21 protein-coding genes are annotated in these 23,863 nt (G+C 65.4%); 14 read left to right on the top strand and 7 right to left on the bottom strand.

Going from position 1 to position 23,863, the window contains the following annotated elements:
• Positions 1-147 precede the first annotated feature (147 nt).
• Genes ADAD_RS0103595 through ADAD_RS16285 form a run of 3 tightly spaced genes read left to right on the top strand, consistent with a single transcriptional unit; the run spans position 148 to position 3,496 of the window.
• Positions 148-1,944: an SLC13 family permease gene (locus ADAD_RS0103595; RefSeq protein ID WP_010409813.1), complete on the top strand. Its 1,797-nt coding sequence runs from the start codon at positions 148-150 to the stop codon at positions 1,942-1,944.
• 19 nt (positions 1,945-1,963) lie between these two features.
• Complete coding sequence (trmB, locus tag ADAD_RS0103590; protein ID WP_010409811.1) at positions 1,964-2,677, top strand: tRNA (guanine(46)-N(7))-methyltransferase TrmB; 714 nt, start codon at positions 1,964-1,966, stop codon at positions 2,675-2,677.
• Between the two features lie 33 nt (positions 2,678-2,710).
• Entirely contained in the window at positions 2,711-3,496 is a 786-nt protein-coding gene (locus ADAD_RS16285) for an aminoglycoside adenylyltransferase domain-containing protein (protein WP_010409809.1), read from the top strand.
• 127 nt (positions 3,497-3,623) lie between these two features.
• Here the strand turns inward: ADAD_RS16285 and ADAD_RS0103580 are convergent, their stop codons facing one another.
• A complete protein-coding gene (locus ADAD_RS0103580) occupies positions 3,624-6,686 on the bottom strand; it encodes a TonB-dependent receptor domain-containing protein (protein WP_010409807.1) in 3,063 nt (1,020 codons plus the stop codon).
• A gap of 476 nt (positions 6,687-7,162) precedes the next feature.
• On the opposite strand from ADAD_RS0103580, the gene ADAD_RS16280 reads away from it, so the two are divergent.
• From ADAD_RS16280 to ADAD_RS0103545, 7 genes are all read left to right on the top strand, one after another.
• A complete protein-coding gene (locus tag ADAD_RS16280; RefSeq protein ID WP_010409805.1) occupies positions 7,163-8,254 on the top strand; it encodes a sensor histidine kinase in 1,092 nt (363 codons plus the stop codon).
• Positions 8,251-9,039, top strand: a complete 789-nt coding sequence (locus tag ADAD_RS15440; protein WP_010409804.1) for a LytR/AlgR family response regulator transcription factor — start codon at positions 8,251-8,253, stop codon at positions 9,037-9,039. Before ADAD_RS16280 ends, ADAD_RS15440 begins: the two co-directional genes overlap by 4 nt.
• Before the next feature lie 145 nt (positions 9,040-9,184).
• Positions 9,185-9,853, top strand: a complete 669-nt coding sequence (locus tag ADAD_RS0103565; protein ID WP_010409802.1) for a TetR/AcrR family transcriptional regulator — start codon at positions 9,185-9,187, stop codon at positions 9,851-9,853.
• Between the two features lies 1 nt (position 9,854).
• A complete protein-coding gene (locus ADAD_RS0103560) occupies positions 9,855-10,724 on the top strand; it encodes a hypothetical protein (protein ID WP_010409800.1) in 870 nt (289 codons plus the stop codon).
• Between the two features lie 124 nt (positions 10,725-10,848).
• The gene (locus tag ADAD_RS0103555; protein WP_010409798.1) at positions 10,849-11,343 is read left to right on the top strand and encodes a YciE/YciF ferroxidase family protein; all 495 of its coding nucleotides are present in this window, start codon (positions 10,849-10,851) and stop codon (positions 11,341-11,343) included.
• A 155-nt stretch (positions 11,344-11,498) separates the two neighbouring features.
• Positions 11,499-12,866, top strand: a complete 1,368-nt coding sequence (locus ADAD_RS0103550; protein ID WP_029139884.1) for an NAD-dependent succinate-semialdehyde dehydrogenase — start codon at positions 11,499-11,501, stop codon at positions 12,864-12,866.
• Positions 12,867-12,877: 11 nt separating this feature from the next.
• Entirely contained in the window at positions 12,878-13,546 is a 669-nt protein-coding gene (locus tag ADAD_RS0103545) for an SDR family NAD(P)-dependent oxidoreductase (RefSeq protein ID WP_010409794.1), read from the top strand.
• A gap of 21 nt (positions 13,547-13,567) precedes the next feature.
• Here ADAD_RS0103545 and ADAD_RS0103540 read toward each other — a convergent pair whose 3' ends face one another.
• On the bottom strand, positions 13,568-15,841 hold the full coding sequence (locus ADAD_RS0103540; RefSeq protein WP_010409791.1) for an NADP-dependent malic enzyme: 2,274 nt from the start codon (positions 15,839-15,841) through the stop codon (positions 13,568-13,570).
• Between the two features lie 196 nt (positions 15,842-16,037).
• On the opposite strand from ADAD_RS0103540, the gene mutS reads away from it, so the two are divergent.
• A complete protein-coding gene (mutS, locus tag ADAD_RS0103535) occupies positions 16,038-18,635 on the top strand; it encodes a DNA mismatch repair protein MutS (protein ID WP_010409790.1) in 2,598 nt (865 codons plus the stop codon).
• Between the two features lie 48 nt (positions 18,636-18,683).
• Positions 18,684-19,082, top strand: coding sequence for a YidH family protein (locus ADAD_RS0103530; RefSeq protein ID WP_010409788.1), 399 nt, complete (start codon positions 18,684-18,686; stop codon positions 19,080-19,082).
• Between the two features lie 15 nt (positions 19,083-19,097).
• Here the strand turns inward: ADAD_RS0103530 and ADAD_RS0103525 are convergent, their stop codons facing one another.
• The 5 genes from ADAD_RS0103525 to gluQRS form a co-directional block, all read right to left on the bottom strand.
• Entirely contained in the window at positions 19,098-19,454 is a 357-nt protein-coding gene (locus ADAD_RS0103525) for a hypothetical protein (RefSeq protein ID WP_010409786.1), read from the bottom strand.
• Positions 19,455-19,536: 82 nt separating this feature from the next.
• Positions 19,537-20,406, bottom strand: a complete 870-nt coding sequence (locus ADAD_RS0103520; RefSeq protein ID WP_010409783.1) for a 3-hydroxyacyl-CoA dehydrogenase NAD-binding domain-containing protein — start codon at positions 20,404-20,406, stop codon at positions 19,537-19,539.
• Positions 20,407-20,480: 74 nt separating this feature from the next.
• Positions 20,481-21,059, bottom strand: a complete 579-nt coding sequence (locus ADAD_RS0103515) for a cob(I)yrinic acid a,c-diamide adenosyltransferase (protein WP_010409779.1) — start codon at positions 21,057-21,059, stop codon at positions 20,481-20,483.
• 18 nt (positions 21,060-21,077) lie between these two features.
• The gene (locus ADAD_RS0103510) at positions 21,078-21,308 is read right to left on the bottom strand and encodes an HIG1 domain-containing protein (protein WP_010409777.1); all 231 of its coding nucleotides are present in this window, start codon (positions 21,306-21,308) and stop codon (positions 21,078-21,080) included.
• A 3-nt stretch (positions 21,309-21,311) separates the two neighbouring features.
• Entirely contained in the window at positions 21,312-22,160 is an 849-nt protein-coding gene (gene gluQRS / locus ADAD_RS0103505; protein WP_010409773.1) for a tRNA glutamyl-Q(34) synthetase GluQRS, read from the bottom strand.
• A gap of 128 nt (positions 22,161-22,288) precedes the next feature.
• On the opposite strand from gluQRS, the gene ADAD_RS0103500 reads away from it, so the two are divergent.
• Positions 22,289-22,897, top strand: a complete 609-nt coding sequence (locus ADAD_RS0103500) for an HNH endonuclease (RefSeq protein WP_010409771.1) — start codon at positions 22,289-22,291, stop codon at positions 22,895-22,897.
• 86 nt (positions 22,898-22,983) lie between these two features.
• On the top strand, positions 22,984-23,814 hold the full coding sequence (locus tag ADAD_RS0103495) for a universal stress protein (RefSeq protein WP_237700730.1): 831 nt from the start codon (positions 22,984-22,986) through the stop codon (positions 23,812-23,814).
• Positions 23,815-23,863: the final 49 nt, after the last annotated feature.

The raw sequence follows: 23,863 nt of genomic DNA, 5'->3' as shown, positions 1-23,863 counted from the left end.
CGCCTAACGCGAACCGCCCGGCGGCGACACCCCCCGCCCAGCGGGCGCGCAGAAGAATTGCTTTTCCCGGCGCCATCCGATTTCACTTGGAAACCCGGCTCGCGTCTGCGCATTTGCTAGCGATCTCCCACGCTTGCGCAGGGCCCCATGGCGTTCCTTTCCGACTATTCGGCCCAGATCGGGCTGGCGCTGCTGGCTCTCACCTTCCTCGCCTTCCTGCTGGAACGGCGGCCTCCGGTGGTCATCGCGGTCGTCTCGGGCGCCGTCATGCTCGCTCTGGGCTATCTGTCGCCCGAGGAGATGCTGGGCACCTTCGCCAACCCGGCGCCGATAACCATCGCGGCGATGTTCATCCTGTCGGGCGCATTGCTGCGGACCGGCGCGCTGGAGGAAGTGTCCGGCTGGGTCATCCGCCGGACCACGCAGAGCCCCCGGCTGGCGACGGCCGAGATCGGGCTGGGCACGATCGCGGCGTCGGCCTTCATGAACAACACGCCGGTCGTCATCGTGATGATCCCGGTGGTCAAGAAACTGGCCAAGGTCCTGAAGGTGGGCGCGACGCGGCTGCTGATCCCGCTATCCTACCTGTGCATCCTGGGCGGAACGATGACGCTGATCGGCACCTCGACCAATCTGCTGGTCGATGGCGTTGCGCAGGACGCGGGGCAGGACGCTTTCGGCATCTTCGAGATCACGGCGGTCGGCTTCGTCGGCATGATCGCGGGGCTTGTCGTGCTGCTGATCCTGGGGCCGCTGCTGCTACCCGATCGCGGCCCGCGCATGGGCGACGAAACGCGCGAGAGCGACATCTATCTCACGCATCTGACCCTGATGGAGACGAGCAGATATGTCGGCAAGACGCTGGCGGAGAGCAATATCGGGCGGCGTCCCGGCGTCCGGATCGTCGCAGTCCAGCGCGGAACCGACCTATACCGAAGGGATCTGGACGATTTCCAACTGGCAGCGGACGACCAGCTGATCGTCAGCGCCAGTCCCGAAGAAATCACCTCGCTCGCCGAAGCACCCGATTTCCGCACCGGCCTCGTCGGGCTGGGCGGCGGGGTGGAGACCGCGCGCGACAAGCGCCCCACCGACCTGCGCGTGATCGAGGCGGTGGTTTCCGCCACGCATCCGGTGGTCGGCCAGCGGCTGAAGGAAATTCCGCTGCTCTCGCGCCTGCGGGTCCGCGTGCTCGGCCTTGCGCGCCCGCACCACCTGCCCGGGCCCTCGCTGGGCGAGACGCGGGTGCGCGCGGGCGACCGGCTGCTGATCGCGGCGGGGCCGGATGCGGCGCAGGCGCTGCAGGGCAATGTCCAGCTGACCAATGTCGGCCTCACCACGGCGCAGTCCTTCCGCCGGACGAAGGCCCCGATCGCGATTGCAACGCTGGCTGCGGTGGTGGTGGGCGCCGCGGTGTTCGGCCTGCCGATAGAGGCGCTGGCGGTGGGCGGCGTGGCGCTGGTGCTGGCGACCCGCTGCATCGAGCCGAGCGATGCCTGGGCCAGCCTGGACGGCAGCACGCTGGTGCTGATCTTCGGGATGCTCGCCTTCGGCACCGGGCTCGACAATGCGGGGACCATCGAACTGATCGTCGACACTATCCAGCCGCTGCTGGGCGCCGGTTCGCTGCTGGTGCTGATCCTGCTGGTCTACGCCGTCACCAGCACGCTGACAGAGGCGATCACCAACAACGCCATCGCGGTGATCATGACGCCGCTGGCCATCGGCCTCGCCGATGCAGCCGGGCTGGACGCGCGGCCGCTGATCGTGGCGGTAATGTTCGGCGCCAGCGCCAGCTTCGCAACGCCCATCGGCTACCAGACCAACACGCTGGTCTATGGCGCGGCCAATTACCGCTTTTCCGATTTCGTGAAGATCGGCCTGCCCATGAATATCGTGGTCGGGCTGGCGGTGTCCGTCGCCATCTGGATTTACTTCGGCTGAGCGGCTAGCGGCCCTGCGCATGACAGCGCACAAGGAAGGCGATCCCACAACTCTCAGCCGACTGTACGGTCGCAGCGTCGGCAAGCCGCTGCGCGCGCGCCAGCAGGCGCTGGTCGACGACCTGCTGCCGAAGATTTCCGTGCCCGAAGACGGCCCGATCACCGCCGAGCGGCTGTTCGGCGAGGATTGCCCGCTGCATTTCGAGATCGGCTTCGGCGGGGGCGAGCATCTGGCCTACCGGGCGGACCTGCTGCCCAATCACGGCTTCATCGGCGCCGAGCCCTTCCTCAACGGCGTGGCGCAGGCGCTTACCCACGTGGAGGAACAGCGGCTCGCCAATATCCGGCTGCACGCGGGCGATGCGCTGAACGTGCTGTCGCGCGTGCCCGACGGCGCGCTCACCATGGTCTACCTGCTGCACCCCGACCCCTGGCCCAAGGCGCGCCATGCCAAGCGGCGGATGATGAACGACGGGCCGGTGCGGATGATCGCGGACAAGCTGAAGCCTGGCGGCGAATTTCGTTTCGGCACCGATCACCCGGTCTACCTGCGCCACGCGCTGATGGTGATGCGCCGCTTCACCGATCCAGCAAGCGGCCCGTTCGAATGGCAGGTGGAAGGGCCGAAGAGCTTCCAGCAGCGCCCCTCGGGCTGGTGCGAGACCCGCTACGAGAAGAAGGCGCGCGAACAGATGGGCCACGAGGTGTGGTACTTCCGGTTCCGCAGGCGATGAGGGCCCGCCACAGCCAAGAACGGCGCAAAGGTCATGACGTCATCCGGCTCCGACATCCCGGCAGGGATTAGAGAATATCTCGATGCAGCAGCGCGCACCTGCCAGGCCGTGCTGGGCGACAGACTGCTGGGCTTGTATCTGTGCGGGTCCGCAGTGCAGGGCGACTTCGCGCCGCACCGCAGCGATATTGATCTGCTCGGGATCGTCGATGGCGATCTGGACAGGGCCACCCGCAAGGAACTCTCATCCCGGCTTTCGCATCCTGTTCTTGCCGTTCCGGCGCAGGGTCTGGAGATCGTTCTCTTTCCGGCCGAAGCCGCGCAAACTGCGCGGTTGGACTTGCCCTTCGCATTCGCGCTCTCGACCGGTCCGGGCATGAAATCCGCCTGCGAGCCGCCCGGAACGGCGAATGACATGCTGATCGATATTGCGCTGTGTCGCGAGGCGGGCATCCCGCTCAGCGGCAAGGCCCCCAACGAGGCGTTCGGATCGGTTGCCCGACCTCTGCTGCTTGCCGCACTGGTCGAAGAACTGGGATGGCATTTGCGCCATGTGGAAGAGCGCTCGGACGGCAAGACGCCCGTGAATGCCATTCTCAATGCCGCACGCTCGCTCCATGCCGCCGAAACGGGCCGAATTCTCTCCAAGACCGAGGGCGGGCGCTGGTGGCTGCGGCGTCATCCGCGAGACGCTATGGTCGCCCGAGCTCTCGAAGCCCGCGAGGGGTGCGCGCCCGCCAGCTTCGATTCCGACTCGGTGCGCGGGTTTGTCGAAATGGTCGCCCGGAAGATCGACGGCATGCGCCGCGAACTGGCCTGAGGGTGGCGGGCACTTCCGCTACCGGCGGTAATAGCGCGCGAGACCCTCGCTCGCGCAGCGAGGGAGTTCCGGACAGGACAAACGGCGGGGTGCCGGATGGCACCCCGCCGCCTCTTGGGGAGAGGGTTCAGAACGACCGGGTCATATTCAGGAAGAATGAGCGGCCGATGAGGTCGTATCCACTATAGTTGAAGTAGTTTCCGACCCGCGGGAAACCACCGGCCGAACTGATGACCGACGGCTCGTTGTTGAACACGTTGTTCACGCCGAGCGTCAGCTGACCCAGATCCTGGATGCGGAACTGGACAGAGATATCGTGTTCGAAATACTCCTCGGCCAGCAGGTCGAAGTCGACAGGATCGCCGTTGACCACAGGAGCTGCGAGCAGACCTTCTTCGACGAACTCGTTGCCGTCCATCGGGCCGACATACTGCAGCCCGTAACGGAACGTGATGTCGCCGAAGGAGAAGCGCAGGTCCGCATCGCCGACCCACTTCGGTCCGCCCAGCGACGACTGGAAGGCGAGGCGGCCGTTGTAGTTGACCGGCTCATCGCCCTCGAAGGACTGCAGTTCCTGGGTCAGCATGCGGGTCGCCCGCAAGTCGGCCGTGAACTGCCCACCCAGCAGCTCCATCGACTGCCGGGCGGAGAAGTCGATGCCTTCCACCTTCTGCGACGCGATGTTGAGATAGGGATTGCGGAAGCTGGTCAGGTTGCCCTGCCCGTCATCGCGCGCTTCGACGAACTCGCAGAATTCGTTGCCGCTCCGGAAGTCGTCCGAGTTGAAGCACCGGCTGAGAATGCCGGAGTTCAGCAGATCGACCTGACCATTGACCTCGATGTTGAAATAGTCGGCAGTCAGGCTGAACCCGACCGCGGGTAGCGTCAGGATCGCGCCCAGCCCCCACGAGGTCGAGGTTTCCGCTTCCAGAACGTCGCGCCCGCCCTGCGTGATCACCTGCGGCCCACCGGTCGCGGTGAAATTCAGCGCGCCTGCGGTGCCGAGAATGGGTTCGAGATCCGCAAGGCAGTTCTGATAGCGGTTGGAGGACGGATCGAACACCGAAGCGAACTCGTCGCACGGGTCGAAGCTGGCGGGATAGAACCCGGTCTGGTCGGCAACGAACTGCTCGTACAGGTTCGGCGCGCGAAAGGCGGTGCCGTAGCTCCCCCTGAAGCGCAGGAAGTCCGTCGGAGCCCAGGTGCCGCCCACCCGATAGGTGAAGTCCGAACCATAGGATTCGTAATCCGTGATTCTGGCCGACACATCGAGGGTCAGCTCACGGAAGAAGGGCTTGTCCGCCAGGATCGGGATGCTGGCTTCGCCGAAGGCTTCGATGACCTCGTCGCTGCCCTTCGTGCGACCGGATGACGTGTAGTTGTAGAAGTTGCCCGATTGCGCAATCTCGGAAGGATTGTCGTCGATCGAATCCCGCCGGAACTCGGCACCCAGCGCGATATTGACCGGGCCTGCCGGCAGATCGAGCAGCGTGCCGTCGAAGATCAGCTGGCCGGTAATCTGCTCGAAGGTCGTCTCGCCGACGACGTCCTCGTAGAGATAGTTGAGCGAGGCCTGCGGAATATCGCCTGCAAGCACCGCCGGATCGGCAAAGTTGAACAGCACGCAATTGGCGCCGGGCAGGTAGTTGCCGCCAGCGACGTTCGCCGCGCAGGTGTACCGGTTGCCTGCGCCCACCGTACCCGGGCCGGCGACCGTCACGAACTGTTCGGGCGTGCCGTCCGGGGCGATCACGGCGGTTATCGCATTGCGGAACTTGCGCGCGTCGATTCCCTCGACGCTGGAGGTGCTGTCGGTCAGCGAGTAGACCACGGAGGCATCATAGCGGAAATTGCCGAAGCCCAGATCGCCCCGGATACCGGCCACGCCGCGATAGTAGTTCACCTCCTGGCTGCGATCGACGATCGGCGGGGCGATGAAGGGCCGGAGGATTTGCGCGCCCCCCGTATCCAGTGCCGTCGGCGCGAAGGGATAGGCCAAGACCGGAAGCCCGGTAAAGCCGGCCGGAGCAGCGCGCGGGCCGACCTCGAAACCAATGGTATCGGCGTTGTAATTGATCTGCGCGAGGTCGTTCTGCTGCGATTCCCGCCGGGTGATCAGCGCTTCGGTATAGATTTCGGCATTGCCCAGCGCGCCCACATCCACCCCGGCGCTCAGGAAGCCGGTGAATGTCCGCAGGGCCGACGTCACATCGACATCGAGCTGGCGCCTGCTGGCCAGCGGGCGAATGTCGAGATTGTTGACCAGATAGGGCTGGGTTATGTCGCCATCGCGGTAGGAATACCGATTGACCCCGGTATCGGCCACCAGCAGGTAATTCTGCGCGATACCGCCGGAATCGAAGGGGAAACAGCGAAGCTCGTCGCTGCCCGGCACCCGCTGGCCGACCGGCTCGCCCGTATCCGGGTCCGTCAGAAGATCGGTCGGGCAACGGAATTCCTCGCGGTCGCGCACCTTGAGCGGGGTCTGTTCACGATATTCGAACGAGCCGGTGACGTAGCCACCGTCGAAAACGGTCCCCCCGGTGACCGAGGCGCGGTAGGTTCGCCCGCCGCCCCCATGCTCGACCGGCTGGTTGGTGTAGAAATCGACGGTCACGCCATCGACCTCGTCGGTAATCAGGTTGACCACCCCGGCAATGGCGTCCGATCCGTAGATCGAGGAAGCGCCCTCGCGCAGCACCTCGATGCGCTGGAGGATGGCATTGGGGAGCACGTTGAGATCGGCGGCGATCAGTTCGGGGCCGACACCGGCGGGCGAAAGGCGCCGGCCATTCAGCAGGACGAGGGTTCGCTGGGGGCCCAAGCCACGCAGGCCGATGCTGTTGGCAGCGGCACCGCCCGGCGACACGAAGCCAAGATAGGCTTCGTTCAGCTGCGCACTGCCAGAGGCCAGCGTGCTGTCCTGAAGCGCATCCGCCACCGAGGCAGTGCCCGCAAGGACCGTTTCCTCGCGGGTGACCACGTCGACCGGCGCGTTGGTGTTGTAGGTCTCACGGCGCACGCGCGAACCGGTGACGACGATCTCGTTCGTCGGCGCCGCGTCTTCCTGCGCATCCTCTTCCTGCGATGCGCTTGCGTCCGGCACCTCCTGCGCGAGGGCAGGAGCGGCGAGCCCGGCCATCACCGTCAAAGAGCTGCCCACGAGCAGCGTTCTCAAAAGCGTATTCATTAGTGCCTCCCTGAAATTGAGAAGCCGCTCATTGGCTTCGCAATTCCTTGAAAGCCAAGGCGATAATGAATGCATACTCCCAAAAGAACGCGATGTGATCACAACAGCACAGTATTTTCACATGACTTGCTATTCAGGTTTACGTAATTGACCTCGCCGCTTCACAGGCTTGTAAACATATCGAGCAATTTACAATTCCATCTCTTCAGAAGACCTCTTCTCATCGCGGGGCTGAAGTCAGGCTGGAGAGTGGATTCTCCCCCGGGCGCGGAGCGCTGCACCCACCACCGCGCATGAAGGCAGTCGGACGCAAGGCTGGGGCGCCAGCCGCAGGCGATCGACATGGCAGAGCGGGTCCGGGCGGGCGTGGCCGCCGGGCTTTCCCGGACCGGCTTCACGTCCCAAAAACCGATGAGCGACCCTCTCGCTATCACGAACGACAGGTGAAAGTGGCGGGAAACGGTCTATCATGAAGCATGATGCTCTTGAACGACTACGCAAGCGCCTTCCGCAGCGTGGGAGGGCCTTCCAGATATTCGATCTGGCTTCCTTCGGTCGCGGCCATACTCGCGGTCTGGCTTTTCCACTACCTGAGCCTGACCCTCGCCGGGAGCATGGTCCTGTCGAATGCCGAGCTGGTCCCCCTGCGCCGATTGATCCCGGTCGGCGCCGGGATCGTCATCAGCCTGGGGGTCGTCGCGCTCGTCGATTTCGCCTGGGACCGGCCGATCTGGCTGAGGGGGCTGATGGTTCTGGCGGTCGCATGGCTCGCACCGATCCCCTACGCGCTCCTCAATCTGGCAGTGTTCCCCGAGCTCAGCCCGGACCAGACCGCGTTCCAGAGGCTGGTGGGGATGTGGACCGGCTTCTCCCACCTCTTCTTTGCCATCACCATTGCCATTCTGACGGTCCAGTATTCGGTCAAGCTGCGCGAACGTCAGGACCGTTTCGACCGGATCACCCGACTGGTCCGCGAGGCCGAGCTCCAGGCGCTGCGATATCAGGTCAATCCGCATTTTCTCTTCAACGCGCTCAACTCGGTTGCCTCCCTGCTATCGGACCGGAACCTCGACGAAGCGGAGGGGATGGTCGAAAACCTGGCCGAATATTACCAGCGCGTGCTTGCCGCCGGCCCGGAACACGAGGTGCCCCTGCGCGATGAAATAGAGGCGCAGGAGAGCTATCTCGCCATCGAGAAGGTGAGATTCCCCGACCGTCTCGACGTGGAGGTGAAAGCGCCGCCCGAGCTGGCCTACGCCCTTGTGCCCAAGCTCATCCTGCAGCCGCTGGTCGAAAACGTCATCAAGCATTCGGCAGGCCGCAGCACCGGCAGGATCCTGATCGAGATCGAGGCGCGGGCCGACAACGGAGACCTTCTGCTGCAAGTGCAGGATACGCGAAGCGAGGGATTATCGCCCCGGGCAGCCCCATCCCGCAACGGCGCGGGACTGCACAATATCGAGGCACGTCTGCGCGCGCTCCATGAAGATGCCGCCTCGCTGAGCGCCCAGGCACTTCCCATGGGCTTCCGGGTCGTCATCCGTCTTCCGCTGAGGATGGCACCATGAGCGTGTTGCGCGTGCTGATCGCGGACGATGAGCCGCTGGCCAACAAGCGGCTCGCCAAGCTCCTCGACACGGTCGGGGGAATCGAGATCGTGGGCCAGGTGACCAATGGGCAGGAAGCGCTGGACGCAATCGGCCGGAGCAGGCCCGATCTGGCGTTTCTGGATATCGAGATGCCGCGGCTGGACGGTTTCGATGTGGTCGAGGCCCTGGGCAGGCAGAACCAGGCCGAAACGCCGCCGCTTTTCGTATTCGTCACGGCCTTCCCGGACTTCGCGGCACGGGCGTTCGATACCGGTGCGGCCGATTTTCTTTCCAAGCCGGTCAGGTTCTCGCGTCTGCACGATGCGGTTCTGCGGGCGCGCAGTGCGCTTCATGCGCGCGACGCCGAACGCCGGCTCTCCGAGCTGCAGTCCGAATTGTCGAGTTTGCGCTCCCTGCAGGAAGACAGCGGGCACATGCCCGATTTGTGGGTGCGCCAGGGGAAGGGCATCATCCGGGTCGATCTGGGCGAGATCGAGCGCGTGGAGGCGGAAGGCGGATACGTCAGGCTTCACGGGGAACAGCGCAGCTACCTTCAGCAAGGCCCCATCGGGACCTTCCTCGAAAACGAAGCGGCCGACTGCTTCATCAGGGTTCATCGCTCTCACGCGGTCAGGGCGGATCGGGTAAGGGCGGTGACCCGCAACAGCTGGGGCGGCAGCGTTCTGGAAATGCAATCGGGCGAGCTCGTGCCTGTCGGCCGGAAATACCGGGACCGGTTGGGCAAGATCTATGCGACCGACTGACGCGATGACGGGCGGTCGCTCATCCTGAAAATCCGGTCGCTCGTAAGAGCGCCGCTGCGCCTGCATATTCTGCGGTGTCATCAATGACATAGCGGTGGTGGCGGCTGTCGGGCTCCCGCAACTTCGCTTGCGGAGGTCACGCCCGATGTTTCACGACACCATCCCGATCAGAGCAGGCGAAGCCCTTGCTCCCGCATCGATTCCCCCGCGCCAGGCGCTGATCGACGCGGCCAGGGCGGAACTGCGAACACGATCGCCTGCCCAGGTCACGATGCAGGACGTGGCCGACCGGGCAGGCCTGTCGCGGCGCACTTTGTATAATCAGTTTGCCGACCGGGACTGCCTGTTCGACGCGGTCGTCCAGGCACTCGTCGCCCGGATCGATAATGGCCTGCATTTCGATCCGAACGATGGCGGCGCCAAGGGGGAGCTGGCGCTTGACGACGTCCTGTTCGCTTTCGCGGACTATCTGCTCAAGAGCTTTGCCGGGGAGGCCCATCGGGAAATTCTCGCGCTGATCGCAACCGGTCAGATCGCCAGCGCCGAGCCGGCCTATCGCGGGCGAATCCGTGATCCGCTCTCGGTCAGGCTGGAACGGCGATTGCTGCGGATGGCTTTGCGCGGCGTCCCCATCGTTCCGAATGTCAGCGAAGAGATCGACCGCATCTTCTCGCTGATGTCGGCGCTTGCCGCGGCGGACGGAAAAGACACCGCACCGCTGATCAGCGCTACGGAACTCGCAACGATGTTCTGTAACCGGCTGACTGCGAGCAGCGGCGAAGATCGCGTGCCCTTGCAGGCGGCGCGCGGCTAGCATGCACCTGTTCGATCAGGTGAAGTCGGGCGTCACGATGCCGTCCCATCTTGCGGGACCGATCCAGCTGGGAGCACGGATCGCGCTGGCCGATCGCCGGTTCGTGCTGGACGATCAGGTCTGCTCGCTCGCCAAGTCGCTCGTCATCGATCAGGCGGATCTCCTCGCGGATTGCCTGGATCTGGTTCGCCTTCCGGCAGAGACGTTCTGGCTCGAATGGCGGGATTACGATCTGGACGGGCAGCAATCATACGAGGAACCCAGAGTCGGCCTGCTGGTCGAGGCAGACGAGAGCGGGCGCACGGGCGAGATGACGCTCGTCTGGGAACGGCCGGGGGGGCCGCCCGAGGTCACGCCCACCTGCTTCGCGTTCGACCTCGACCATGCGCTGGACCCGGACCCTGAGTGGTTCGGGATGACACATCAGAACCAGTCGATCGACCTTCTGTGCCGCCACTTCCGCGCCAGACGAACACAACCTTCGCCCGCAGGATCGAAGGGCTGGACCGACCATCTTGTCGCGCAGGCATCATGGCTGGCGGGGCCCCTGATGGTCGCCTTTTCGGTCCTGCTGCTTCGCAGCGGAGAGATCGCCCAGCGGGAATTCTCGCGCGGCAAACTCAACAAGGCGCGGGTCTCCCGCGGGCGCACCGCGCTGCTCGACTACACCGAAATGCGGATTTCCCGGCCGGAGATCGTGAGGGACATGGCGCACACGTCCCTGACCGGCCACGGCGGGGTCAGGCTCCACCACGTTCGCGGCCATCTTGTGCGTCGAGGAAGCGCCATCTTCTGGCGCCGCGCCCACATGAGGGGGGAGGCTGCCCTCGCTCTCCCGGATGAACGGCGTTTCACGCGCGTCCGGATGTAATCCTCATCTACCCGGCCCGTTAGCGCGATCTGTCCTTGGGCGTATCGCGCCGTGGACAAGGATTTCGGAACAATCCCGCGGGTTTGCGCGCTTCTTGGGTACACCCCCAAGGAGCAAAGACACCATGGCACTCAATACCCTCAAAGACGTCTACATCGACCAGCTGCAGGACATCTACAGCGCCGACCGCCAATCGCTCGAAGCGACGAAGAAGCTGCACGAGCGCGCAAGCGATCCGGAGCTGAAGGCTGCGCTCAAGCGCGGCGTCGATGGCATTCAGAGCGGCATCGATACGCTCAAGCCCATCATCGAAGGCCACGATGCCAAGCCGACCGGTGAATTCTGCAAGGGCATGGAAGGCATCGTCAAGGAAGTCGACGCGCATGTCGTCAACGCCGAATTCGGCGATGATGCGGTGCGCGATGCGATGATCATCACGCAGTACCAGCGCATGACCCATTATGGTCTTGCGGGCTATGGCTGCGTGGTCGCCTTCGCCAAGCGCCTCGGCCTCGACGACGAAGCGGCCAAGCTCAACGAATGCCTCGACCAGACTTATGAAGGCGACCGCGCGATGACCGACATCGCGGTTGGCGACGTGAACAAGCAGGCCGCCTGAGCCTGACCCTCATACGACCCAAGCGCGGGCGTCCGGCCAGACCGGGCGCCCGCTTTCTTTTGCGCGGCCTTCGATGAAGGGCGACGCTGCGCCGAGTGGAACGGCAGGCCACGGCAGCGATTGATCGGATGAATGCCAGCCCGGAGGCACCGATCTTGATCCAGACAACCAATCCCGCGACCGGCGAAACCATCGCCACGTACGAAACGCTCGACCAGAATGGAATCGACGCCAAGCTGGAGACGGCGGCGCGCACCTTCCGCGACTGGCGCACAATTTCGGTCTCGCGGCGGACCGAGGTGCTCCACGCGCTGGGCGGTCTGTTCGAATCGCAGAACGAAGAGCTTGCCCGCCTCGCAGTGACCGAGATGGGCAAACCGATCACGCAGGCGCGCGCAGAGGTGAGCAAGTGCGCCGATCTGCTGCATCACTATGCCGAAAACGGCCCCCCGATGCTGGAATCGAAAACGTGGGAGCTGAGCGATGGCGGCACGGCCGAAGGCCGTTGGCTGCCGCTCGGCCCGGTGCTCGCGGTGATGCCCTGGAACTTCCCCTACTGGCAGGTGGTCCGCTTCCTCGCGCCCAGCATCCTCGCCGGGAATGTCGGCCTGCTCAAGCACGCCAGCATCGTGCAGGGCGTGGCGGACAAGCTGGAGGAACTGGTGCTGGAAGCCGGCGCGCCCGAGGGAGTTTTCCAGAACCTGTGCGTTTCGTCGGACCCGATAGGCGATGTCATCGCCGACAACCGGATCGTCGCCGCCACGCTGACAGGTAGTGAGGGCGCAGGCAGTGCAGTCGCCGCCCAGGCAGGCAAATATCTGAAGAAGGTCGTGCTCGAACTGGGTGGGAGCGATCCGTTCATCGTCATGCCGTCTGCCGATCTCGACCAGGCGGTGAAGGACGCGGTGACCGCACGCATCCAGAACAACGGCCAGTCGTGCATCTGTGGCAAGCGTACGATCGTGCATGCCGATATCTACGAGGAATTCTCCGACCGTTTCGTCGCCGCGCTCAAGGATGTGAAGCTGGGCGACCCGATGGACGACGACACCGAACTCGGCCCGCTTTCGAGCGAGGGCCAGCGCGACACCGTGCTCGATCAGGTTGCCAAGGCGAAGGACGAAGGCTGCACGCTGGTGTTCGGGGCGGAGAAGATCGACCGGCCCGGCGCGTGGATGACCGCCGGCCTGCTCACCGATGTGCCGCTGGCCAGCGACACCGGGACGGACGAGATTTTCGGCCCCGTCGGGCAGCTCTACAAGGCGAAGGATATCGACGAGGCGACCACCATTGCCAATGCGATCCCCTTCGGCCTCGGCTCGGCGGTGTGGACCACCGACGAGGGCGAGAAGGAACACTTCGCCAACGCGATCGAAGCGGGGATGACCACTTTCAACGCAGTCAATGGATCGAAGATCGAAGCGCCTTTCGGAGGCATCAAGCGCTCCGGCCACGGGCGCGAACTGGCCGAATTCGGTCTCCACGAATTCATGAACCTCAAGACGCTGGTCCATCCGGCCTAGGAGCACATTCCATGAGCAAGAAAATCCTCATCGTCGGCGCATCGCGCGGTATCGGCCTTGGCCTTGCGAAGGAATTCGCAAGCCGGGGCTGGGGCGTCGTCGCCAGCGAACGCACGCGCAGCGACGAACTGCACGGCGCGGGCGAGATCGACATCGTCACAGTCGATGTGACCGAGCCGGACAGTTACCTCGGGCTGAAGAACAAGTTCGGCGAAGGCTCGCTCGACGCGATCATCGTCAACGCGGGGATCACCGGCGCATCGCACCAGTCCGCCGAACAGGCGACCGACGAAGAGATCGCCCATGTCATGCAGACCAACGCCTATGGCCCGGCGCGCGTCGGCAAGGCGCTATTGCCGATGCTGAAGGACGGCGGCACGCTGGCCTTCATGTCTTCGCTGATGGGCTCCATCGCGGACAGTTCGGGCGGGTACGAATTCTACCGCGTCAGCAAGGTGTCGCTCAACATGCTGGCCAAGGGCATCGCCGAACAGCAGGCGAAGGAGCGCGACGTGGAAGTCCTCTCGCTCCACCCCGGCTGGGTGCAGACCGACATGGGCGGCCCGAACGCCAAGATCACCGTGGAAGAAAGCTGCAAGGGCCTTGCCGACGTGGTCGAGAAGGCCGGCGGAGCAGGCTACCGCTTCGTGAACTACAAGGGAGAGCAGATCCCCTTCTAGGGGATCGCTCCACCAGCAGGCCTATTCGACCACCCCGGCGCTCGCCAGCACCGCCAGCGTCAGCACGTCGGGCACGTTCGCGGTGACGGGCACGATCTGGACGGGCTTTTCCATGCCCACCAGCATCGGGCCGATCGTCGCGTCGCCGCCCAGTTCGCGCAGCAGCTTGGCCGACAGGTTGGCCGACTGCAGGCCGGGCATGATCAGCACGTTGGCCGGGCCCGACAGGCGGCTGAAGGGATACAGCGCCATCACCTTTTCGTTCAGCGCGGCATCGGGTGCCATCTCGCCCTCGTATTCGAAGCCGGGCTGCTGTTCGTCGAGGATGTGGACCGCGTCGCGGATATTCTCCAGCCACTTGCCCGGCGGGTTGCCGAAGGTGGAGTAGGAAAGGAAGGCGACGCGCGGCTCGTGCCCCATGCGCCGCGCCACTTCCGCCGTCTCGCACGCGATATGCGCGAGATCTTCCGACGTCGGCCGCTCGTTGATCGTCGTATCGGCGAGGAAGGTGGTGTGGTTCTTGCCGACCAGCATGTGGATGCCGAAGGAAATGCCGCCCGGCTTCGGGTCGAGCACGCGGCCGATCTCGCGCGCGGTCTGCGCATAGGTGCGCGTCAGGCCCGAAATCAGCGCATCGCCGTGGCCCAGCGCGACCAGCAGCGAGGCGAAGACGTTGCGGTCCTGGTTGACCATGCGGCGCACGTCACGCTCGGTATAGCCGCGCCGCTGCAGGCGCTTGTACAGGAACTCGACCATTTCGGGCACATGCTCGCTGTCGGCGGAGTTCTGGATCTCGAAGCTGCCGGGGTCGGACACGCCCAGCATGTGCATCTTGTCCGCCACGGCCTTCGTGCGCCCGACGAGGATCGGCGTGCCGTAGCCGAAATCGCGGAACTGGATCGCGGCGCGCAGCGCGACATCCTCTTCCGCCTCGGCGAAGACCACCCGCTTGGGGTTGGCCTTGGCTTCCTCGTACACCCGCGTGAGCACCGAGGTGGTCGGGTTGAGGCGGGATTTGAGCGCCAGACGGTAGGCGTCCAGATCCTCGATCTCGAACTGCGCGACGCCCGATTTCATCGCCGCTTCGGCCACGGCGGAAGACACCACTTCCATCAGGCGCGGGTCGAAGGGGGCAGGGATGATGTAGTCGACACCGAACTTCTGGCTCTTGCCATAGGCTGCGGCGACCTCTTCGGGCACGCGCTCGCGCGCCAGCCCGGCGATGGCCTCGGCAGCGGCGATCTTCATCTCCTCGTTGATCGCGGTGGCGCGGACATCCAGCGCGCCGCGGAAGATGAAGGGGAAGCCCAGCACGTTGTTGACCTGGTTGGGGTAGTCGCTGCGCCCGGTGGCGATGATCGCGTCGGGGCGAACCGCCTTGGCGTCCTCCGGCATGATCTCGGGTACGGGGTTGGCCATGGCGAAGATGATCGGCTGCTTCGCCATCTTCTCCACCCATTCGGGTTTCAGCGCGTCTGCCGCGGACAGGCCGAGGAAGATGTCCGCACCTTCCAGCGCTTCTTCCAGGCTGCGCGCCTCGGTTTCCACCGCATGCGCGCTCTTCCACTGGTCCACATTGTCGCGGCCGGGATAGATCGGGCCGGTCCGGTCGCACACGATCACGTTCTCGTGCGGCACGCCGACCGACTTGATCAGCGCGGTACAGGCGAGCGCGGATGCGCCCGCCCCGTTGACGACCATGCGCACATCCTTGAGCTTGCGCCCGGTCAGGTGGCACGCATTGATAAGCCCCGCCGCCGCGATGATCGCGGTGCCATGCTGGTCGTCGTGCATGATCGGAATGTTCATCCGCTCGCGCAGGGCCTGCTCGATGATGAAGCATTCGGGCGCGGCGATGTCTTCCAGATTGATCCCGCCGAAGCTGGGCTCCATCAGCGCGACCGCTTCGATGAACTTGTCCGGGTCTTCGGTATCGAGCTCCAGATCGATGGCATCGACATCGGCGAAGCGCTTGAACAGCACCGACTTGCCTTCCATCACCGGCTTGGATGCCAGCGCGCCCAGATTGCCCATGCCCAGGATCGCGGTGCCGTTGGAAATCACCGCGACGAGGTTGGAGCGGGCGGTGTATTTCGCCGCATTGGCCGGGTCGTCCGCAATCGCCTGCACCGGCGCCGCCACGCCGGGCGAATAGGCCAGCGCCAGATCGCGCTGCGTTGCCATGGGCTTGGACGCGATGATCTCGATTTTCCCGGGGCGCCCCGCTTCATGGTAGAGCAGCGCCTCGCGTGCCTCGAAGCCCGCGTTGGGTCCCATGTCGTTTTCGTCAGCCATTCGCGCCCTCGTTCACTCGGTACTCGTCGATATTCGCCCCTGCCGTAGAGGCAACGTCGCGCGCGCACCAGTGGTCGCGCGAAGCAATCTTGCATGGGACGGTGCATAGCCGACAGGGGAAAGCGCTCAGCCGCTCGCTTCCCGAATCGGGGGCAGGATCGCTAGGCCGGATATCGTGACCGCCAAACTCACCCCGATGATGGAACAGTACCATGCGCTCAAGGCGCAGGCGGGCGAATGCCTGCTGTTCTACCGCATGGGCGATTTCTTCGAGCTGTTCTTCGACGATGCGAAGATGGCGGCGGGCGTGCTCGACATTGCTCTAACCACGCGGGGGGAGAGCGGGGGCGAGGCCGTGCCGATGTGCGGCGTGCCGGTGCATTCGGCGGACGGATACCTCGCCCGGCTGATCCGTGCGGGCCACCGCGTCGCCATTGCCGAACAGGTCGAGACGCCGGACCAGGCGAAAGCCCGCGCCAAGGCGGAAGGCAAGCCGTCCTCCAAGGTGCTGGTCGCGCGCGAGATCATCCGCTTCGTCACCGCCGGCACGCTGACCGAGGATGCGCTGCTCGAACCGCGCCGCGCCAATCGGCTCGCCGCTGTGTGCGAGGTGCGCGGCACGCTGGGGATCGCCGCCTGCGACATCTCCACCGGCCGGATGGAGCTGGAGGAATGCACGCCTGACGCTCTCGCCGCCGCACTCTCGCGGCTCGGCGCGCGCGAGATCGTAACGCCGGAGGACTGGGAGGCCGCCCCGCCCGAGGCGACGCTGCGCCCGGCAGGCGATTTCGCCAGCGAGCGCGGACGCCAGCGGCTGCAGGACCTGCACGGTGTCTCCACGCTCGATGCGTTCGGCGAATTCAGCCGGGCGATGCTGGCGGCGGCGGGGGGCCTGCTCGCCTATCTCGAGCATGCCGGGCGCGGGGCGATGCCCTTCCTCCTCCCGCCTCGGATCAATGCCAGCGATGCGTGCATGGCGATCGACGAGGCCAGCCGTACCAGCCTGGAAATCACCGCCACGCAGGGCGGCGCGCGGACGGGCAGCCTGCTGGGCACCGTAGACCGCTGCGTGACGAGCGCGGGCGCTCGCCAGCTGGCCGAGGATCTGTCCGCCCCGCTCGCCCGCAGGCCGCAGATCGAGGCGCGGCTGGCGCTGGTCCGCCTGTTTCACGATGATCCAATCCTGCGCGGCGATACGCGCGAGGCGCTGCGCGCGATCCCCGATATTGCCCGCGCGCTGGCGCGGCTGGTGGCGGATCGCGGGAGCCCGCGCGATCTGGGCCAGGTGCGCGACGGGCTGGCGCAAGCGCGCGTGCTGCACGAGGCGCTGGCCGCGCTGCCCGACCGCCCCGCCCTGCTCGACGATCTGCTGCCCCGCCTCACCGGCCATGGCGCATTGGTGCACGAGCTGGCCCGTGCGCTGGTGCCCTCCCCGCCCACGGAGCGCTCTTCGGGCGGGTTTATCGCAAGCGGCTACGACGATGCGCTGGACTCGCTGCGCGAGACGAGCGGCAACGCACGCAAGGCCATCGCGGCGCTGGAAGCGCGCTACCGCGACGAGACCGGCGTGAGCGCGCTCAAGATCAAGCACAACGGCGTGCTCGGCTATTTCATCGAGGTGCCAAGCAAGCACGCCGACAGGCTGATGGCGCCGGACAGCGGCTTCACCCACCGCCAGACGATGGCGAGCGCGGTGCGGTTCAATTCGGTTCACCTGCACGAGGAAGCGACCCGGATCGCCGAGGCGGGCGGCCACGCGCTGGCCGCCGAGGAAGCGCATTTCGAAGCGCTGGTCGCGCTGGTGGTAGAGGCGCGAGAGGCAATCGCGCGCACCGCGGATGCGCTGGCGCGGATCGACGTCGCTGCGGGACTGGCGGAACGCGCCGCAGAGGGCGACTGGTGTGCACCTGCCATCCAGGATGCATCCTGCCTCGAGATCGTCGGCGGGCGGCACCCGGTGGTGGAGGCCGCGCTGGCCAGGGCGGGCGAGCGCTTCGTCCCCAATGACTGCGCGCTGTGCGATACAGACCGCCTGTGGCTGATCGGCGGCCCGAACATGGGCGGCAAGTCGACCTTCCTGCGCGCCAATGCGCTGATCGTGCTGCTGGCGCAGGCGGGCAGCTACGTCCCTGCGAGCTCGGCGCGGATCGGCCTGGTGGACCGCCTGTTCAGCCGGGTGGGCGCGAGCGACAATCTGGCGCGCGGCCGCTCCACCTTCATGGTCGAAATGGTGGAGACCGCAGCGATCCTCGCGCAGGCGACCGAGCGGTCTTTCGTGATCCTCGACGAAGTCGGGCGCGGCACCTCCACCTATGACGGGCTGGCGCTCGCCTGGGCAGTGGCCGAGGCGATCCACGAGCAGAACCGCTGCCGCTGCCTGTTCGCCACGCATTACCACGAGCTCGCGCGGCTCGCGGAAACCTGCGACGCGCTGTCGCTGCACCATGTACGCGCACGCGAATGGCAGGGCGATCTGGTGCTGCTGCACGAGGTGGCGGAAGGCCCGGCAGACCGCAGTTACGGCCTCGCGGTGGCCAAGCTTGCAGGCGTTCCCCCGGGCGTTGTCGACCGGGCGAGCGCGGTGCTGGCGAAGCTGGAGCGGGGGCGCGAGGAAACCGGCGGGCTGGCCGCCGGGCTCGGCGATCTGCCGCTGTTTTCCGCCGCGATGCAGGCGCAGGAAGAGGAGTGCGACACGCTGCGCGAAAAGCTCGCCGCGCTGGATGTTGATGCGCTGTCCCCGCGCGAGGCGCTCGACATGCTGTACGAACTGAAACGCGAAGGCGGCGAAAGCTAACGCTTGCTGGTTTTGCGTTTACAGCCTCAGGCGATAGGTTGTGTCCTCATGGCGCAGGACGATCCCCCCGAAGACCCGGACAAGAGCACTCAGTGGGCCGAGTTCCGGACCGATCTTGCGGAAGACCGCAACATCATGGCGATGGAGCGAACGTTCGCGGGGTGGATGCGCACCGCCTTCGCCGCAATCGGTATCGGGCTCGGCTTCCGGGCCCTGTTCGGCAGCTGGGACCCGTCGTGGATGCCCAAGCTGATCGCCACCGGCTTTATCCTTGGCGGTGGCTGGCTTGCGATCACGGCGGAAAGGCGCGCCTGCAAAACGCTGGCCCGGCTCAGCACACACGAATTCGCCCCGATACCGACGCCGAATTTCAGGGTCATGGCCTGGGGCGTCGCCATCGGGGCGATAATCGTTACGATTGGGCTGTGGGTGCTGGTCGAAGGCTGACCGCCACAACCCGGATCAGGTCCCATCGCCGCGCAATCCGTCGAGCTTGGACGGCTTGCCGAACTTGTCGACATTGTCGTCGTGGTTGGGCTCGCCCCGGTAGGCCGACATGTCGACCGTGTTGCCGCGTTCCATCTGGTTCATGTGATCGACCACGTCCTGCGCGTCGGGCGCGGTAAGGCCGCTGGGCGCATGCTCGCTGTCGGCATTCAGGATCGTGGTCGACACGCCCTGCGCCTGATCGGACACGGTCTGCGCCTGATCGTAGGAACCGACCTGCTCCGAATTCTCGTTCTCGGGCGCGAGCTCGTCGGTCTGAAGCCGTTCGCCATCGAAGTCGGAGGGCAGTTCGTTCTTTTTCTTGTCGCTCATGGGGAATCTCCTTTCCTCATGAACGGGCGGGGGGTTTGAGCGGTTCCGGGCGCAGCGAACGCAGCGAGCGGACCGACGCCGGCTAACGCGTCGGCACCGGCGCATCGCCCGAATAGTCGTAGAAGCCGCGCCCCGTCTTGCGGCCGAGCCAGCCGGCCTCGACATATTTCACCAGCAGCGGCGCGGGCCGGTACTTCGTGTCGCCCGTGGTGTCCTGCAGCACGCGGATGATTTCGAGGCAGGTATCGAGCCCGACGAAATCGGCGAGCTGAAGCGGGCCCATCGGGTGATTGAGACCCAGCCGGCAACCCTTGTCGATATCCTCGATGCTTGCCGTTCCCTGCCCGAGCACGAACACCGCCTCGTTGATCATGGGCAGCAGGATGCGGTTGACCACGAAGCCGGGCTCATCCTGCGAGAGAACCACTTCCTTGCCGAGCCGCTCGGCAAAGGCGGTAACGCGGTCGGTGGTTTCCTGCGCGGTGGCCAGGCCGGGAATCACTTCGATCAGGGCCATGACGGGCACCGGATTGAAGAAGTGCAGCCCGATGAAGCGCGCCGGATCGGGCGACCAGTTGGCCATCCGCGTGATCGGGATGGAGCTGGTGTTGCTGGCGAGGATCGCATTTTCGTCCAGCACCTTGCTCGCGTTTTCGAAGATGCCCTGCTTGATAGCTTCCTTCTCGGTCGCGGCCTCGATGATCATGTCGGCCTGCGCCATGGGCGCGACATCGCCGACCGGCTTGATCCGGCCCAGCGTCGCCGCAGCATCGCCAGCCTCGATCTTGCCCTTGTCGACCAGCTTGCCCAGCGCGCGTTCGATCCCCCCGAGCGCCTTTTCGGCAATCGCCAGTTCGCGGTCGGTCAGCAGTACGTCGATCCCGTTCCGGGCGATGGTCTGCGCAATGCCCGAGCCCATTTGGCCCGCGCCGATGACACCGATGGTCTGCATGATGATCCTTGTCCTTCGCGAGTGCAGCAATGGGCGCTGGCTAGCGAGGATGGGCAGCGCTGGCTAGCGCGGGCTTAGCGATTTGCGCCCGGCACCCAGGTCACGTCCGCCGCGCCGCCGTCATTGGCAAGCCTGGCCAGCGTGAACAGCAGGTCCGACAGGCGGTTGATGTAGCGCAGGGCTGCGGGGTTCACCGGCTCCACCTGCGCCAGCGCGGTCATCGCGCGTTCGGCCCGCCGCACGGTCGCCCGCGCCACATGCAGCCGCGCCGCCGCCTCGTTGCCGCCGGGGAGCACGAAGCTGGTCAGCGGCTCCAGCTTCTCGTTCGCCGTGTCGATGGCGTTTTCCAGCCACTCGACCTGGCCATCGACGACGCGCAGCACCATCTCGCCCGGTTCGAACCCCTCGCCGTCCAGCGCACCCTTGGGGGTGGCGAGATCGGCGCCGAGATCGAACAGGTCGTTCTGGATGCGGCGCAGATCGTCTGCGCTCTCCACTGCGGTCAGGACGGCGAGGCCTATCGCGCTGTTCGCTTCGTCCACCGCGCCGATCGCCTCGATCCGGGCGGCGTGCTTGGCGGTCCGGCTGCCATCGACGAGCCCGGTGGAGCCATCGTCGCCGGTGCGGGTGTAGATCTTGTTGAGCTTTACCATGGGCGGCAGGTGCCGCGCCTAGCTTGCAACCGCAAGCAGGATCGCGACCACGAGGATCGCAAGGCCCTGATACTTGATGCGGTCGAACATGGCCTTGTTCTGCATGATCTGCATCTCGGTCACGGTTTCGCTCGTGTTGTTCTCCAGATCGACCTTGGTGGTCTTCAGGAAGGCGATGATCCCGCGCACGAGCGAGACCACGACCATGATCGAGAGAAAGATGAGGGCGATGATGAGGATCGTATTCATGGTTCAGATGTGGGCCTTACCGATGGAAATGCCACATGGCCATTGTGCGGTACGCAGTTTTTCCGCCCAGGCGTGCCCATCCTCGCCCCGTTCGCGGTAATCCGACATCGCGGGAGAGCCGCGCCGCTTGGCGAGCTTGCGGCCCTGTTCGTCCAGCAGCAGGCGATGGTGGTGCCAGCGCGGCACGGGCAGGCCGAGCAGCGCCTGCAGGATGCGGTGCACCGGCGTTGCATGAAACAGGTCCAGCCCGCGCGTCACCAGAGTCACCCCGTCGGCGGCGTCGTCCAGAGTCACCGCGAGGTGATAGCTGGCTGGCAGATCCTTGCGGCGAAGAACCGGGTCGCCGAGCGGGAGGCGATCGATCGCATCGCCGACCGATTGCGGCCCGGCCACGGCGTCGTCCCACACCAGCGGCCCCGTGATCTCCAGCGCCTTCGCCAGATCCAGCCGCAGCGCAGCGGGCACCCCCCCGGGCACGGTGCGGCCCTTGCAGGTGCCGGGATAGACCGGACCTTCGGGGCCGGTTTCGCTCGCGGCTTCCGCTATCCGGGCGCGTGTACAGATGCACGGGTATAGCACACCGAGCGTCTCCAGCCTGGCCAGCGCCGCCTCATAGCTTGCCAGCCGGGTGCCCTGCGCGGGCACCTCGCGCCATTCAAGCCCCAGCCATCCGAGATCGCGCCGGAATTCGTCCGCCAGTTCGGGGCGGCTGCGGGGGCCGTCTATATCCTCGATCCGCAGCAGGAACGTGCCGCCCGCTGCATGCGCCAGATCATGGGCGACAATGGCCGAGTATGCATGGCCCCAGTGCAGCGGGCCATTGGGGCTCGGGGCGAAGCGCGTGACGATCATATCTTGACGTCCTTAGCCGCAAAAAAGTGCGACTCGCCAAAAAGCTCTGTGGATACCTGCTTTGTCATAGGCTTGACGCTTTTGCGGGCAAATGGTCCTTTCATCGCATCAGGGGAGGACACGGCGAAGTGTTCAAGGCCGATCTGATCGACCGCGCGGCTCAGTTCCGCAGCGTAGATGAAGACCCGACGAGGAATTTGTCGGCTTGCCCGACACTTGTTCTCAACGCGGACTATACTCCGCTTTCCTATTATCCGCTGTCCATCTGGCCGTGGCAGACCGCGATCAAGGCGATCTTCCTCGACCGGGTGGATGTCGTCGCGAGCTACGAGCGGGAGATTCACTCGCCCTCGCTCGACATGAAGCTGCCCTCCGTGATCGCGCTCAAGCAGTACGTGAAGACCAGCGAATTTCCCGCCTTCACCCGCTTCAACCTGTTCCTGCGCGACCGCTTCACCTGCCAGTATTGCGGCAGCCCCAGCCACCTGACCTTCGACCATGTCGTCCCGCGCCGCCTCGGCGGCAAGACCACGTGGGAGAACATCATCACCGCCTGCGCGCCGTGCAACATGAAGAAGGGCGGGCGCACGCCCAAACAGGCGGGAATGAAACTGATGCTGGAGCCCATCCGGCCGACCAGCTGGCAATTGCAGCAGCACGGCAAGAGCTTCCCGCCCAACTATCTCCACGAAACCTGGCGCGACTGGCTCTACTGGGACATCGAGCTGGAGGAATAGGGAGCGGTCTGCGCGCACCTCGCGCACGGCAATTTCTTGCGGGCGGCGAGCCATCCAATTAACGTGCCTCCCAACAGGAGGTAATCGTGACTCAGCATCCCATCCTTGTGGCTACCGATTTCAAACCCCGTTCGGACAGGGCGGTGGATCGCGCCGTCCGGCTCGCACGCGAAACCGGGCGCGAGCTGGTGGTGGTCCACGCAGTCGAAGACGAGAACGAGACCAAGACCGGGCCTTCGCTGCAGGATCGCGTCGCTTCGGTCATGCCGGAGGATGCCGGTTCTTATCGCTGCCTGTTCCCCGAAGGCTCCGCCCCGCGCGCGATTGCGCAGGCGGTGGAGGACGAAGACGCCTTCTGCCTCGTCATCGGTGTGGCGCGTTACAATTCGGTGGGCGACTTTTTCCTCGGCACCGCGATCGACCTGCTGCTGCGCCGCTCGCCCTACCCCGTGCTGATCGCCAAGGAGCGACCGCGCACGTCCTACGACCATATCGTGATCGGAACCGACCTGTCGGATGCTTCGAAGCGCGGTGTGGAAGCGGCGGTCCGCATGTTCCCGCAGGCGCAGCTGCACCTCGTCCATGCGTTTCATGTCCCCTACGAGGCATGGCAGAACGCGGAATATGTCCGCAAGGAGCTGGCCTCGGCTGCGCAGGAACAGTGCGACAGCTTTACCGCGCAGCTGGATGTATCCCCGGAATGCCGCGAGAAGATGACCATGGAGCTGGTCGAAGGATCGCCGCTTACCGCCATCAACAAGACCATTCGCAAGTACGACGCGCATCTGTGCGCGCTGACTTCGCATGGCTACGGCGGCTGGCGCCAGGCCCTCATCGGCAGCACGGTGAGCGATCTTCTGAAAACGCTCACCATCGATACGCTGGTCATCCACCCGGAGCACGAGAAGGCGGACTAGGTTCACGCTTCCGGGCGTTGTGACGCGACAGGCTTCACGACGTCGGAGG

The sequence above is a fragment of the Citromicrobium sp. JLT1363 genome, from assembly GCF_000186705.1.
In the GTDB taxonomy this organism is placed as follows: Bacteria; Pseudomonadota; Alphaproteobacteria; order Sphingomonadales; family Sphingomonadaceae; genus Alteriqipengyuania.
This window is presented reverse-complemented; position numbering and strand designations above follow the sequence as displayed.

Excerpts from the sequence above, each read along its gene's own strand:
- ADAD_RS0103530 (WP_010409788.1), top strand. The coding sequence starts at position 18,684 with ATGGCGCAGGACGATCCCCCCGAAGACCCGGACAAGAGCACTCAGTGG.
- ADAD_RS0103565 (WP_010409802.1), top strand. The coding sequence starts at position 9,185 with ATGTTTCACGACACCATCCCGATCAGAGCAGGCGAAGCCCTTGCTCCC.
- ADAD_RS0103560 (WP_010409800.1), top strand. The coding sequence starts at position 9,855 with ATGCACCTGTTCGATCAGGTGAAGTCGGGCGTCACGATGCCGTCCCAT.
- ADAD_RS0103595 (WP_010409813.1), top strand. The coding sequence starts at position 148 with ATGGCGTTCCTTTCCGACTATTCGGCCCAGATCGGGCTGGCGCTGCTG.
- ADAD_RS0103555 (WP_010409798.1), top strand. The coding sequence starts at position 10,849 with ATGGCACTCAATACCCTCAAAGACGTCTACATCGACCAGCTGCAGGAC.
- ADAD_RS15440 (WP_010409804.1), top strand. The coding sequence starts at position 8,251 with ATGAGCGTGTTGCGCGTGCTGATCGCGGACGATGAGCCGCTGGCCAAC.
- ADAD_RS16285 (WP_010409809.1), top strand. The coding sequence starts at position 2,711 with ATGACGTCATCCGGCTCCGACATCCCGGCAGGGATTAGAGAATATCTC.
- ADAD_RS0103540 (WP_010409791.1), bottom strand. The coding sequence starts at position 15,841 with ATGGCTGACGAAAACGACATGGGACCCAACGCGGGCTTCGAGGCACGC.
- ADAD_RS0103510 (WP_010409777.1), bottom strand. The coding sequence starts at position 21,308 with ATGAATACGATCCTCATCATCGCCCTCATCTTTCTCTCGATCATGGTC.
- ADAD_RS16280 (WP_010409805.1), top strand. The coding sequence starts at position 7,163 with ATGATGCTCTTGAACGACTACGCAAGCGCCTTCCGCAGCGTGGGAGGG.
- mutS (WP_010409790.1), top strand. The coding sequence starts at position 16,038 with ATGATGGAACAGTACCATGCGCTCAAGGCGCAGGCGGGCGAATGCCTG.
- trmB (WP_010409811.1), top strand. The coding sequence starts at position 1,964 with ATGACAGCGCACAAGGAAGGCGATCCCACAACTCTCAGCCGACTGTAC.
- ADAD_RS0103545 (WP_010409794.1), top strand. The coding sequence starts at position 12,878 with ATGAGCAAGAAAATCCTCATCGTCGGCGCATCGCGCGGTATCGGCCTT.
- ADAD_RS0103580 (WP_010409807.1), bottom strand. The coding sequence starts at position 6,686 with ATGAATACGCTTTTGAGAACGCTGCTCGTGGGCAGCTCTTTGACGGTG.
- ADAD_RS0103520 (WP_010409783.1), bottom strand. The coding sequence starts at position 20,406 with ATGCAGACCATCGGTGTCATCGGCGCGGGCCAAATGGGCTCGGGCATT.
- gluQRS (WP_010409773.1), bottom strand. The coding sequence starts at position 22,160 with ATGATCGTCACGCGCTTCGCCCCGAGCCCCAATGGCCCGCTGCACTGG.
- ADAD_RS0103525 (WP_010409786.1), bottom strand. The coding sequence starts at position 19,454 with ATGAGCGACAAGAAAAAGAACGAACTGCCCTCCGACTTCGATGGCGAA.
- ADAD_RS0103515 (WP_010409779.1), bottom strand. The coding sequence starts at position 21,059 with ATGGTAAAGCTCAACAAGATCTACACCCGCACCGGCGACGATGGCTCC.